Origin of the sequence: Amycolatopsis sp. CFH S0740 (assembly GCF_004522315.1) — a bacterium.
Lineage (GTDB): Bacteria > Actinomycetota > Actinomycetes > Mycobacteriales > Pseudonocardiaceae > Amycolatopsis > Amycolatopsis nivea.
The window spans coordinates 61,690-74,429 of the sequence record NZ_SDLS01000033.1 but is presented as its reverse complement, the minus strand read 5'-3'; the positions used below and the strand labels follow the sequence as shown (position 1 = coordinate 74,429).

12 protein-coding genes are annotated in these 12,740 nt (G+C 69.9%); 1 reads left to right on the top strand and 11 read right to left on the bottom strand.

The features are described 5' to 3' along the window. Positions 1-5: 5 nt before the first annotated feature. The 10 genes from EIZ45_RS38010 to EIZ45_RS37965 form a co-directional block, all read right to left on the bottom strand. Positions 6-1,160 carry a CaiB/BaiF CoA-transferase family protein gene (locus tag EIZ45_RS38010; RefSeq protein WP_134668259.1) on the bottom strand — a complete coding sequence of 385 codons (1,155 nt, stop codon included), beginning with the start codon at positions 1,158-1,160 and terminating at the stop codon, positions 6-8. A gap of 11 nt (positions 1,161-1,171) precedes the next feature. Then, positions 1,172-1,939 carry an enoyl-CoA hydratase/isomerase family protein gene (locus EIZ45_RS38005; RefSeq protein WP_134668260.1) on the bottom strand — a complete coding sequence of 256 codons (768 nt, stop codon included), beginning with the start codon at positions 1,937-1,939 and terminating at the stop codon, positions 1,172-1,174. A gap of 13 nt (positions 1,940-1,952) precedes the next feature. Beyond that, entirely contained in the window at positions 1,953-2,777 is an 825-nt protein-coding gene (gene menB / locus EIZ45_RS38000; protein ID WP_134668261.1) for a 1,4-dihydroxy-2-naphthoyl-CoA synthase, read from the bottom strand. Next, a complete protein-coding gene (locus EIZ45_RS37995; protein WP_134668262.1) occupies positions 2,774-3,532 on the bottom strand; it encodes an SDR family NAD(P)-dependent oxidoreductase in 759 nt (252 codons plus the stop codon). Before EIZ45_RS37995 ends, menB begins: the two co-directional genes overlap by 4 nt. 13 nt (positions 3,533-3,545) lie before the next feature. Continuing rightward, positions 3,546-4,463 carry a hydroxymethylglutaryl-CoA lyase gene (locus EIZ45_RS37990; protein ID WP_134668263.1) on the bottom strand — a complete coding sequence of 306 codons (918 nt, stop codon included), beginning with the start codon at positions 4,461-4,463 and terminating at the stop codon, positions 3,546-3,548. Beyond that, positions 4,460-5,683, bottom strand: a complete 1,224-nt coding sequence (locus EIZ45_RS37985; protein ID WP_134668264.1) for an acetyl-CoA hydrolase/transferase family protein — start codon at positions 5,681-5,683, stop codon at positions 4,460-4,462. The genes EIZ45_RS37990 and EIZ45_RS37985 overlap by 4 nt, the downstream gene beginning before the upstream one ends. Then, positions 5,680-6,870: a thiolase family protein gene (locus tag EIZ45_RS37980; RefSeq protein WP_134668265.1), complete on the bottom strand. Its 1,191-nt coding sequence runs from the start codon at positions 6,868-6,870 to the stop codon at positions 5,680-5,682. The genes EIZ45_RS37985 and EIZ45_RS37980 overlap by 4 nt, the downstream gene beginning before the upstream one ends. Continuing rightward, complete coding sequence (locus EIZ45_RS37975) at positions 6,870-7,610, bottom strand: SDR family NAD(P)-dependent oxidoreductase (RefSeq protein WP_134668266.1); 741 nt, start codon at positions 7,608-7,610, stop codon at positions 6,870-6,872. Before EIZ45_RS37975 ends, EIZ45_RS37980 begins: the two co-directional genes overlap by 1 nt. Beyond that, positions 7,610-8,776, bottom strand: a complete 1,167-nt coding sequence (locus EIZ45_RS37970) for an acyl-CoA dehydrogenase family protein (protein WP_134668267.1) — start codon at positions 8,774-8,776, stop codon at positions 7,610-7,612. The genes EIZ45_RS37975 and EIZ45_RS37970 overlap by 1 nt, the downstream gene beginning before the upstream one ends. Positions 8,777-8,875: 99 nt before the next feature. Beyond that, the gene (locus EIZ45_RS37965) at positions 8,876-9,925 is read right to left on the bottom strand and encodes an acyl-CoA dehydrogenase family protein (protein ID WP_134668268.1); all 1,050 of its coding nucleotides are present in this window, start codon (positions 9,923-9,925) and stop codon (positions 8,876-8,878) included. A gap of 109 nt (positions 9,926-10,034) precedes the next feature. Here EIZ45_RS37965 and EIZ45_RS37960 point away from each other — a divergent pair, with 109 nt between their 5' ends. Beyond that, the gene (locus tag EIZ45_RS37960; protein ID WP_205670247.1) at positions 10,035-10,814 is read left to right on the top strand and encodes a FadR/GntR family transcriptional regulator; all 780 of its coding nucleotides are present in this window, start codon (positions 10,035-10,037) and stop codon (positions 10,812-10,814) included. Positions 10,815-10,816: 2 nt separating this feature from the next. Here EIZ45_RS37960 and EIZ45_RS37955 read toward each other — a convergent pair whose 3' ends face one another. Beyond that, on the bottom strand, positions 10,817-12,739 hold the full coding sequence (locus tag EIZ45_RS37955; RefSeq protein ID WP_134668269.1) for an AMP-binding protein: 1,923 nt from the start codon (positions 12,737-12,739) through the stop codon (positions 10,817-10,819). Between the last annotated feature and the right edge of the window lies 1 nt (position 12,740).

Here is a 12,740-nt window from a genome sequence, read left to right as displayed (position 1 = left end):
TCCTCCTAATCCGCGACCGCGATCGCGCCCGACCGCCGCCAGTCCCGCATCCGCTGCCCGCTCACGCCCCAGTCCCGCAGCGCTTGTTCCGTGTGCTCTCCCGGCGCGGGCGGCGGATGGCCGAGCGCGGCCGGGGTCCGGCTGAATTTCGGCGCCGGCGCGGGCTGCACCAGCCCGTCTTTGTCCACAAAGGACTTCCGCGCCACGTTGTGCGGATGTCGCGGTGCTTCGTCCACGTCGAGCATCGGTGCCACGCAGGGAGTTCGCCCCTCGGCGAGCCGCACCCACTCGTCCCGTGTGCGGGTGCGCACGGCGTCGGCGAACAGCTTCCGCAGCCGCGGCCAGCCGGTCTTGTCCTCGCGATCGGGCCGGTCGGCGGGCAGGCCGAGCAAGTCGGCGAGATCGTCGTAGAACCGCTCTTCCAGCGCAGCCACGGAAAGCCAGCGCCCGTCCGCGGTCTCGTAGACGTCGTAGTACGGCGCGCCGCTGTCGACCAGGTTCGTGCCGCGCTCGGGATTCCACGCGCCGGTCTGCGCGAAGCCGAAGAACGCCGTGCCCAGCAGCGCGGCTCCCTCGACCATCGCCGCGTCGACCACCTGTCCTCGCCCGGACCGCTGCCGTTCCAGCAAGGCCGCGAGCATTCCGAGCGCCAGCAGGTATCCGCCGCCGCCGAAGTCGCCGACGAGGCTCAGCGGCGGAGTCGGCGGCTGTCCCTGGCGGCCGATCAGCGAAAGCACCCCGGACAGCGCGACGTAGTTCAGGTCGTGCCCGACCGCCTGCGCCAGCGGGCCGTCCTGGCCGAAACCGGTCATCCGCCCGTAGACGAGCGCCGGATTGCGCGCCAGGCACTCTTCGGGTCCGATGCCCAGCCGTTCGGCAACTCCGGGGCGGAACCCTTCCATCAGGGCGTCGGCCCGCTCCACGAGGTCGAGTACCACGGCAGCGCCGTCGGGGTGCTTGAGGTCGACCGCGACCGACCGGCGACCGCGATGCAGCAACTCGGTGCGAAAATCCGCGTTCGGCCCGACCAGCGCGGCACCCGCTGCGCGGTCGATCCGGAGCACGTCGGCGCCGAGATCGGCCAGCAGCATGGCGCAGAACGGTCCCGGGCCGATCGAGCCGATCTCGATCACCCGGATGCCCGCGAGCGGTCCTGCCACGGCGTCGCTCCTCACGCGAAATTCGGCGGCCGCTTCGCCAGGAAGGCAGAGAGCCCTTCCTGCGCCTCACCGGACTCGAACAGCTCCTGTTCCTGCTCGACCTCGAACCGGAAACCCTGCTCCAGCGGCAGATCGAACGCGGCGTCCACGGTGCGGATCACCGCCTGCTGCGCGGGCAACGACAGCCCGGCCAGCTCTCCGGCGAGGTCGAGCGCGGCCTTCTCCGCCGTCCCGGCGGGCACCAGCCGGTCGATCAGGCCCATCGCGTGGGCTTCCTCGGCGGGCACCTGGCGTCCGGTGAGCATGATGTCCAGCGCACGGCCCCGGCCGACCAGCCGCGGCAGCCGCTGGGTGCCGCCCGCACCGGGGATGAGGCCGAGTTTCACTTCCGGCAGCCCGAATTTCGCGGCGGCCGAGCCGACCCGCAGGGAGCAGGCCATCGCCAGTTCCAGCCCGCCGCCGAGGGCGAGGCCGTCCACCGCGGCGATCGTGATCCGGTCCGGCGAAGCCACCCGGTCGAGCAAGCCACGCAGCTTGTCGCCGTACTCGGTGAACGACTTCGCGTCGATCGAGGACATGTGCTTGATGTCCGCGCCCGCGGCGAAGAAGCCCGGCACCTCGGACGAGATGACCACGACCTTCGCGTCCGCCGCCTCGTCGAGCGCGGCATGCAGCCCGTCGATGATGGGCAGTCCCAGCGCGTTGGCCGGCGGGCGCTTCAGCGTGCAGACCTCGACCCCCGCCCCGGCGGAGCGGCGCACGACCACGTTGTCGCTCATGATGAACCTTTCGTCAGGGACGGCGCGGGAACCGGCCGAAGTCCGGCGTGCGCTTGTCCTGGTAGGCCTCGCGGCCCTCCTTGGCTTCCTCGGAGGCGTAGAAGAGCAGGTTGGCGTCGTGCGCCAGCTGCTGGATCCCGGCCAGCCCGTCCTCGGCGGCGTGGAAGCTCGCCTTGAGCATCCGCAGCGCGAACGGCGAAAGCGCGAGCATTTCCCGGCACCACCGCACGGTCTCGGCCTCCAGGTCCGCCAACGGCACGACGGTGTTGACCAAGCCCATCTCCAGTGCCTGCCGGGCGTCGTACTGGCGGCACAGAAACCAGATTTCCTTGGCCTTGCGAGCGCCCACCAGGTTCGACAGGAGTCCGGCGCCGAACCCGCCGTCGAACGAGCCCACCCGCGGCCCGGTCTGCCCGAACCGCGCGTTGTCGGCCGCGATCGCCAGGTCGCAGACCAGCTGGAGGACGTGCCCCCCGCCGATGGCGTATCCGGCGACCATCGCGACCACCGGTTTCGGCAGCCGCCGGATCTGCACATGCAGGTCGGTCACATGGAACCGGCCGGGCTTTCCCGGCTCGGACAGATACCCGGTGTCGCCGCGCACCCGCTGGTCGCCGCCGGAGCAGAACGCCAGATCTCCCTGCCCGGTAAGGACGATCACGCCGATTTCAGTGTCTTCGCGGGCCGCTTCGAGCGCGTCGGAGATTTCGACGAGCGTCTGCGGGCGGAACGCGTTGCGCACCTCCGGACGGCAGATGGTGATCTTGGCGATGCCGTCCCCGCTGTAGTCGAGGCGGATGTCGTCGTAGTCGCCGATCTTCTTCCAGTCCACGCTCACGCCATGGTCAATCCGCCGCTGACGGACAGGGTCTGGCCGGTGATGTACTCGGCGGCGTCGGAGGCGAAGAACGCCACCGCGGCGGCGACGTCGCTCGGTTTGGCCAGCCGCTTCATCGGCACGCTGCGCACCATGCCGCCCAGGACCTTGTCCGCGTCCTGGCCGGAGCTGTCGGCGAACTTGCGCAACGCCGGGGTGTCGGTCGGGCCGGGGCACACCGCGTTCGCCGTGATGCCCTTGGTGGCGACTTCGCGGGCGAGGGTCTTGGTAAAGGCGATGATGCCGCCTTTCGCGCCCGAGTAGACCGCTTCGAGCGACGAACCGACGCGGCCGGCGTCCGAGCCGATGTTGACCACCCGGCCGAAGCCGCGCTCGATCATGCCCGGCACGACGGCCTGGATGACCCTCAGCGCGCCCTTGAAGTTGATGTCCAGGATGCGGTTCCAGAAATCCTCGTCGGTGTCGACGAACTTCATGAAGTCGTCCCAGCCGGCGTTGTTCACCACCACCTCGATCGGGCCGAGTTCGTCGGTCACGGTCTTGACCGCGGCCCGGACCGACGAGGTGTCGGTGATGTCGGTCCGCACGGCGAGGGCGGTGCCGCCGGCCTCGGTGATGGCCTTGGCGGTCGACTGCGCTGCTTCGAGGTTCAGGTCGGCGATGGCCACCTTGAAGCGCTGTTCGCCCAGGGTCAGCGCGATGCCCTGCCCGATGCCCTGCGCACCGCCGGTGACGAGCGCGACGCGGTTGCTCATGAGGTGTTTCCTCTCAGTTCCAGTTGACGGGTCCGGCGACGATGGAATGGCTGGTCAGCTTGCGGCCCAAGGTGTCCTGCGCGGCGCGCGCGGCGTCGATCAGGCCGGGCAGCGACAGGCCGGTCTCCACGCCCATTTCGTGGAACATGCTCACCAGGTCCTCGGTGGCGATGTTGCCGGTGGAGCCGGGCGGAACCGGGCAGCCGCCCAGCTCGCCGAAGCTGGACTCGAAGCTGGCGCAGCCCGCTTCCAGCGCGGCGAAGGCGTTGGCCAGGCCCTGTCCTCGGGTGTTGTGGAAATGCGCGGTCACCTCGACGCCGGGCAGCCGCTCCAGCGCCGCGGCGAAGAACTCCGCTACATAGGCCGGATTCGCCATGCCGGTGGTATCGCCGAAGCCGATCTCGGCGGCCCCGGCCTCAGCGAACCGCTCGGCGAGCCCGAGCACCCGCTCCAGCTCCACCTTGCCCTCGTACGGGCAGCCGAACGAGGTGGCGATCACCGCGGCGCAGTCCAGGCCCTCGGTGTTGATCCGGGCGGCCATCTTGTCGTTGTCGGCCATGGTTTCCGCGACTGTGCGGTTGACGTTCTTCTTGTTGTGCGTCTCCGAAGCGGACACGAAGATCGCCGCCTCGTGGAACTTCTCGCGCACTTTCAGCGCGTTGTCCAAGCCCCTGCTGTTCGGGATCAGCACCATCAGCTTCACGTCGTCGGGCACGTCGATGCCGTGCAGCACCTCGATCCCGTCGGACAATTGCGGGATCACGTCCGGCCGGACGAAGCTGGCCACCTCGATGCGCTTCAGCCCGGCCTGGGCCAGCGCGTTGATCAGCCGGATCTTGTCCGCCGTCGGGATGTGCTCCGGTTCGTTCTGGAAACCGTCGCGCGGGCCGACTTCGCGGACGTGCACGCGGCTCGGTCGCCGGCTGGTCATGGCTGGACTCCTTTCGACAGGGCTTCCCGGTGCTCGGGCGCGGCGATCGCGACGAGCCGCCGTGCCCGTTCGGCCGGGTCGCAGCCGCGCAAGGCGGCCGCGCCGTACTCGGTCACCACATAGTCCACATCGGACCGCGAAGTCGTGACCACGCCGCCGTGCAGCGCCGGGACAATCGTGGAATGCGCGCCGGCGCGAGCTCGCACGGTGATGATCGACCGCGCCCCGGTGAGCGCGGCGGCGCGGCTGAAGTCCGCCTGGCCGCCGACCGCGCCGAGGTAGGCGCCTCGGGCGATCTCGGCGCCGACCTGGCCGGTGAGATCGACCTCGATCGCGGAATTGATCGATGCCAACGAGCGCAGGCCGGCCAAAGTGGACGGTGCGTGGGTGTAGCTGGCGGGCCGGAATTCGACCGGCAGCTCCGGCAGGCGGTCGTAAAGGTCGGTGGTGCCCAGTGCTGCGCCGGTGACGATGACGCCGGGGTCGATTTCCTTGCGGGCACCGGTGAGCACGCCCTTGTCGACCAGCCGGAGGACTCCGTCGGAGATCATCCCGGAGTGGAAGCCCAGGTCGGTGTGCCCGGTCAACGCGTCCAGCACCGCCGAGGGCAGCGAACCGACGCCCATCTGCAGGGTGTCGCCGTCCTCGACCAGTTCGGCGACGTGCCGGGCGATGGCCAGTTCGACGTCGTCCGCGGCCTTGGCCGGGGCTTCGGCGAGCGGCCGGTCGGTTTCCACCGTGGCGGCGAACCGCTGCAGGGGGATTTTGGGCGTGCCGGTGGTGACCGGCATCCGGTGGTTGATCTCGGCCAGCAGGACCGGAGTGTGCTCGACAGCGTCCGCGGCGTAGTCGGCGCCGACGCCGAGCGAGCACCGGCCGTCGGCGTCGGGCGGCGACACCTGGACCAGGCCGACGTCGCTGGGCAGCGAGCCTTCGGCGAACAGCCGGGGCAAGGCCGAATAGTGGCAGGGCACGACGGTCAGCCGTCCCGCCCGGCTGAGCTTGCGCAGTTCGCCGAGCGCCCCGTAGGACATCAGCTCCAGCTCGGACGGCAGTTCGCGGGTGAGCCGCTGGTCCCAGGTGAGACCGCAGAACGCCCGGTGCGCGCCGAGGTCGCCGACCTGGTCGAGCAGGGCGTGCACGAGCGGCGTGGGCTCCGCGCTGGCCTGGCCCCACCAGATGCCGGCGCCCTCGGGAATGAAGAGCTTGAGGTCGATCATCCGTCGAGCCGCTGGATCAGGGTGGCGGTGCCCAGGCCGCCGCCGCAGCACATGGTCACCAGGCCGAGTTCGGCGTCCCGGCGTTCCAGCTCGGCCAGGATGGTGGCCGTCAGCCGGGAACCGGTCGCGCCGACCGGGTGGCCGAGCGCGATCGCGCCGCCGTTCACGTTCACCCGGTCCATGTCCGGCTTCAGCTCGCGCTCCCACGCCAGCACGACCGAACTGAACGCTTCGTTGACCTCGAACAGGTCGATGTCGTCGACGCTCAGCCCGTTGCGCTCCAGTATCTTCCGGGTCGCCGGAATGGGACCGGTGAGCATGATGACCGGATCCACGCCGACGGTGGTCTGGTCGAGGATGCGAGCCCGTGCGCGCAAGCCGTGCTCGGCGGCCGCCTCCCGGGAGGCGAGCACCACGGCGGCCGCGCCATCGGAGATCGGCGACGAACTGCCTGCGGTGATCCGACCGTTTTCCTTGCGGAAGGCGGGTTTCAGGCCCGCCAGCTTCTCCAGGTCGGTGCCGGGCCGGATGCTCTGGTCGCCGTGCAGGTCGCCGAACGGCACGGTCTCCGCGTCGAACCGGCCTTCCGCCAGCGCCTCGGCGGCCAGCCGGTGCGAGCGGACCGCGAACTCGTCCATCTCGGTGCGGCCGATGCCCCAGCGGTCGGCGATCAGTTCGGCGCTTTCTCCTTGGTGCACGAAGGAATACAGCTCGCGCAGTTCCTCGGGCCACGGGTCGCCGTACAGTTCGGCGATCTTCCCTGGAGAGTCGATCGGCACGTGTCCCATGTGCTCGACTCCCCCGGCGATGACGAGGTCGTGCGTTCCCGAGCCGACCAGCCCGGCGCCCATCGCGATCGCGGTCTGCGCCGAACCGCAGCGCCGGTCGAGGGTCACTGCGGGCACTTCGGGCGGGTACCCGGCCTGCAGCCAGGCGTTGCGGCCGATGTTGCGGGACTGCTCGCCGAACGGCGCGGTGCAGCCGATCACGAGATCCTCGACCGCGCCCGGTTCGAGGCCGGTGCGCTTGACGAGCTCGGTGTAGCAGGCGGCCAGCAGCGCGTTCGGGTGTGTGTCGCGGTACCAGCCGCGCTCCGGGTGCGACTTGCCGATCGGAGTGCGCACGGCCTCGGCGAGGAGCACCTCGCGGCCCGCCGCGAGCATCGGGCTCTTGGTGTGCTTGCTCATCACATCACCGTCCCGCCGTCGACCGGCAGTACCTGGCCGGTGATGTACCCGGCCGCGCCGGACGCCATGAACACGAAGCTGCCCGCGATCTCGTCCGGATAGGCCCAGCGCCCCAGCGGAATCCGCGCGAGGGTCTTCGCTGCGAGCTTCTCGTTGCTGCGGATGTTTTCCGTCATCGGTGTGGCGGCCAGCGGCGCGAGCGCGTTCACAGTCACCTGCCGCCGGGCGAGTTCCTTGGCCAGCGACTTGGTGAGGCCGATGATGCCTGCCTTGGCGGCGCCGTAGTTCGCCTGGCCGATCGTCCCTTCCAGCCCGGCAGCGGAGGTGACGTTGATGATCCGGCCCGTGCCGTCGTCGGGCAGGTAGTCCAGCACGGCTTGGCTGCACACGAAGCTGCCGACGAGGTGGATGTCGACGATGCGCCGGAACGCTTCCTCGGTCATCTTCGGGAACATCGCGGGCGCGATCGCCCCGGCGTTGTTGACCAGAATGTGCAGCGTGCCGTCTGTAAGAGCCGCGGCCTGCTTCGCCGCCTCTTGCGCACCAGCGGCGTCGCGGACGTCGAGGGCGCGGTACTCGGCCTTCTCGCCAATGCTCTCGGCCGTGGCTTTCGCGGCCTGCTCGTCGATATCGGTGACCAGCACGCGCGCCCCGGCGGCGGCGAAGGCACGGGCCACGGCGGCGCCGATCCCGCTGCCGGCCCCGGTGACGAGCGCGGATCGGTTGTCCAGTCCGAACATCAGTAGCTCCTCGGCAGTCCGAGCACGTGCGAGCCGAGATAGTTGAGCACCATCTCCTGGCTCAGCGGTGCGATCTTGAGCAGGCGGGCCTCGCGGAAGTACCGGGCGACGTGGTACTCCTCGGAGTAGCCCATCCCGCCGTGTGTCTGCAGCGCGCGGTCCGCAGCCTGGAAACCTGCGTCAGCACAGAGATACTTGGCGGTGTTCGCCTCGCGGCCGCAGGGTTTTCCGTTGTCGTAGAGCCAGGTCGCCTTGCGCAGGGCCAGTTCCGCCGCGTCGAGCCGCGCCAGCGAGTCCGCGAGCGGGAACTGCAGCCCCTGGTTCATCCCGATCGGACGGCCGAACACCTCGCGTTCGTTGCCGTAGCGCACCGCGGCGCGCAACGCCGCCCGGCCGAGCCCGAGCGCTTCCGCGGCGACCAGCATCCGCTCCGGGTTGAGCCCGTCGAGGATGTACTTGAACCCCTTGCCCTCTTCGCCGACCCGGTCCTCGGCCGGGATCCGCAGATCGTCGATGAACAGCTCGTTGGAGGTGACTGCGTTGCGGCCCATCTTCTTGATCGGCCGGATGTCCACTTTGGACCGGTCGAGATCAGTCAGGAACAGGGTGAGCCCGTCGGTCTTCTTCTCCGCGTCCTCGAACTTCGTGGTCCGGGTCAGCAGCAGGATCTTCTCCGACTCGACAGCCTTCGAGATCCATACCTTGCGCCCGTTGACCACGTACTCGTCGCCTTCGCGGCGAGCGAACGTGGTGATCTTCGTGGTGTCCAGGCCCGCGCCGGGCTCGGTGACACCGAAGCACACGTGCAAGTCGCCGTTGACGATCCGCGGCAATGTGCGCCGTTTCAGCTCCTCGGACCCGTGCACGATCACCGGATGCATGCCGAAGATCGACAGGTGCATCGAGCTGGCCGCGTTCATCCCGCCGCCGGACGCGGAGACCTCTTCGAGCAGCAGCGCCGCCTCGGTGATGCCGAAACCGTGGCCGCCGTACTCCTCCGGCGTGGTGATGCCGAGCCAGCCGCCTTTGGCGAACGCGTCGTAGAACTCGGCGGGGAACTCGTGGGCAGCGTCCTTCTCGAGCCAGTACTGGTCGTCGAATTTCCCGGCCAGCTCCGCCACCGCCTTGCGGATGGTGGCCTGGTCCTCGGTCAGCTCAAAGTCCACAGCGGTTCTCCCAAGCACTTGATTTGGGCTAACTATATCAAAGGACTGACCAAAACTGTAGGCGTCGGCCAGCGCGCGGCGGAACGGAATCAGGGTCGGTCAGGCCGCGGGCAACAGGGGCAGTTCGCGCGCCAGCCGCTCGTTCCACACCGCCGGGGCGCCGAACAGGCTGCCGTTGAGCTTGGCGCGCTTGTAGAACAACTGCAGGTCGTGTTCCCAGGTGTAGCCGATCGCGCCGTGCATGGTCAGCGCGCTGTCCGCGGCACGCACTGCTTCGGCGCACACCTGAGCCTTCGCCGCCGCCGCGTGCAGGACGTAGTCCTCGTGCTCCTGCTCGACCGCCGCGGCGGCGTAGTAGACCAGCGACCGGGCCGACTCGACGGTGACCAGCATCGTCGCCGCGGCGTGCTTGACCGCCTGGAACGACCCGATCGGAACGCCGAACTGCTTTCGCTGCTTGCTGTACTCCACCGCGAGTTCGAGCATCCGCTCCGCGGCGCCCAGACTGTCCGCGGCGACGAGAACCGCTGCCCGCAGCGCGATTCGCGACAGCTCAGCGACAGGCAAGGACAACTCGGTCCCGTGTGCGCCGTCGAGCACGACATCCGCCACCGAGCGGCTGCGGTCGAGCAACGCGCGCCGGGTGAGCGAAGCCTCCTCGGCGTCCACCAGGTAGAGCCGCCCGCCGGCGGGCACCACGAACCGGCGGGCCCGGTCCGCCGCGAGCACCAGGGGCACAGTGCCGCGCAGGGTTCCACCCTCGGCGACCACCGTCGTCGCAGCGTCGACCGGCTTCCCCGCGCTGACCGCGAGCGCCACGAATTCCCCCTCGGTCAAGCAGGCTTCCGCCGTCTCGGCGGGCAGCACCGGTGCCGCCAGCACCGAAGCCAGCCACGCCGAAGAAGGCGCCGCCGCCCTGCCCAGCTGTTCCGCCGCCAAAGCCAGGTCCAGCAAACCGCCGCCCTGGCCGCCCAGCGATTCCGGCGATCCGACGGAAAACCAGCCTTCCTCGACGAACCGCCGCTCGAAGGGGGCGCTGTCGCCGCTGTCGAGCCAGCCGCGGACGTCTTCGGCGGCGGCGAAGCGTTCCAGCCAGCCCCGGAAGGCGTCCTGGAACAGCTCCTGATCTTCGGTCAATGTCCACCGCATTGCTCGTGCCTTTCGCCGTTGACGTCACGATTGCTGGTTCAATACGACCCGACCCGGGAAAAATGGTAACTTAGGTCAGACCTTTAGGCCAAAGAGTGGGGAGACTGACATGGCGGGCACCCGCCCCCCGGCAACCAGCACCGGCCGCTCGGCGGTGCGCCTGGCGCCCATGGAGGTGCCCAAGGCTTCTGATGTGCTGGCCGACGACCTGCGGGAACGCATCCTCGAGGGCGAGTTCGAGGAAGGCACCGCGCTGCCGACCGAGCGCGACCTCGTCACCCAGACCCGGATGAGCCGCACCACCGTCCGCGAGGCACTGCGCATCCTGGAGGTCCAGGGCCTGGTCCGGATCAAGGCCGGCCGCGGCGGCGGCGCCTTCGTCCAGCGGCCGGGCAAGGAGTCCGTGGCCAGCTCGGTGAACCTGCTCATCCGCGGCCAGCGGGTCCGGCTCGCCGCCCTGCTGGAGACCCGCGAAGCGATCGAGCCGTTCTGCGCGAAGCTGGCGGCGCAGCACCGCACCGACGCCGACCTGGCCCGGCTCGACGCGGCCAACAAGGCGATCGCGGACGAAACCGGCAGCCTGGCCGATTTCCTCCAGGCCAACGTCGACTGGCACGTCGCGGTCGCCACCGCCAGCCACAACGAGCTGCTGATGGGGCTGATGTCGGCGCTGTCCACGGCGATCTACACGGCCACCGAGAACGAGACGTTCGTCGACGACGAGGTCCGCCGCACCACGGTGCGCGCGCACAAGTCGATCACCACGGCCATCCGGGCCAAGGACCCGGACGCCGCGGTCCGCCGGATGAACCGGCACGTGCACTCCTACGCCCAGGCGGTGCTCGAGGTGGACGAACGCACGGAGATCCCGGTCCCCGGCGAGAACTGAGCTCACGGCCGCACGAGCGCGCGGATCTCCCCGACCGCCTCGGGGTTTTCCGCGCCGGACAGGTCGCCGGGGTCGGTGCCCAGCACGGCGGCCCGGACCGCGCGGCGCAGGATCTTCGCCGAGCGAGTCTTGGGCAGCTGCGCCACGCGGTACACCGCCGACGGAGCGAACGGCTTGCCGAGTTCCTCGGCGACCATTTCGCGCAGCTTCGCCGACACGTCCTCCCCCGCCCCCGGGCGGGGGACCCAGAACGCCCAGACCGCTTCGCCCTTCTTAGCGTCGGGCACCCCGACCGCGGCGGCTTCGGCGACCGCGGGATGCGCGGCGAGCACCGCTTCGACCTCGGCAGGGGCGAGCCGTTTGCCCGCCACGTTCATCACGTCGTCGGAGCGGCCGCGCAGGAACCACTGCCCGTCAGCGTCGACCAGCGCGTAATCGCCGTGCCGCCACATCCCGGGGAACGTCGACCAGTACGCCTCCAGGTAGCGCTCGTCGTCCTTCCACACCCCGCGGGTCATCGCGGGCCACGGCTGGCGGCAGACGAGTTCGCCGATCTCGCCGCGGACCGGTTTCCCGGCGTCGTCGACCACGTCCACGTCCATGCCCAGCGAAGGGCCGCCGAGCGAGCAGCTGCGGATTTCCTCCACCGGGTACGGCGCGAGGAACGAGCCGCCCACCTCCGTGCCGCCGGAGAAGTTGATGATCGGCACCCGGCCGCCGAACACGTCGCGGGCCAGCCATTCGTAGGAGTCCGGGTCCCAGGGTTCGCCGGTCGAGCCGAGCACATGCACCGCGGACAGATCGAACCCGCTCAGATCGGCCTTCTCGCTCGTGCGCAGGGTGCGGATGAGCGTCGGCGACACGCCGAGCATGGTCACCCGGTGCCGCTGCGCCAGATCCCACAACCGGTTCAAGTCCGGCACGTCCGGCGAGCCCTCGTAGAGCAGCAGGGTCGCGCCGTTGGCGTGCGTGCCGACGATCGACAGCGGGCCCATGATCCAGCCCATGTCGGTGACCCAGCAGAACACGCCGCTCTCGCTGACGTCGAAGGAATAGGCCACCTCGCTGGCGGTCTTCACCAGGAACCCGGCGTGCGTGTGGACCGCGCCCTTGGGCTTGCCGGTGGTGCCGGACGTGTAGGCCAGCAGCAACGGATCGGCGGCGGACATCGCCTCGACCGGCCCCGGGTCGCCAGCGGGGAGCTGCGACCACAACACGTCCTTCGGGGTGCTGGGTTTCGGCTCCGCGGTCAGGTTTCCGACGAGCAGCACGTGCTCCACGGTCGGACACGACGCCAAAGCCTCGTCCAGCAACGGCTTCATCGCGACTTCCCGGCGCCGGCGCACGGTTCCGTCGGCGACGACGACCGCTTTGGCGTCGGCGTCCTGCAACCGCGACGCGATCGCCGTGGGCGCGAATCCGGAGAACAAGGGAACAAGCACTGCTCCGAGACGCGCCACGGCGTAGACGGCCACCACCGCTTCCGGGATCATCGGCAGGAACAGTCCCACCGCGTCGCCGCGGCCGATGCCCAGCGCGCGCAGTCCGGCGGCCACCCGCTCCACTTCGGACACCAACTCGCCGTAGGTCAGCTTCCGGACCGTGCCGTCCTCCGCCTCGTGCACGACGGCGTCGCGCTCGGGCGGCTTCTCCGCCCAGCGCGTCAGGCAGGCGTCGACGATGTTCAGCTCGCCGCCGACGAACCAGTCCGGCCACTCCGCACCGCGCGACAGGTCCACCACCTGCGAGTACGGCTTACGGAAGGGCAGGCCGAGGTCTCGCACGACGGCGTCCCAGTACCAGCCGATGTCCTCGACCGACCGCGCGCGCAGTTCGGCCAGGGAGTCCGCGCCGTGCGTGCGGGCGAGCCGCGTGACGTTGGCGTTCTCGACGTAGTCGTCGGTGGGAACCCAGGTGTAGACCACG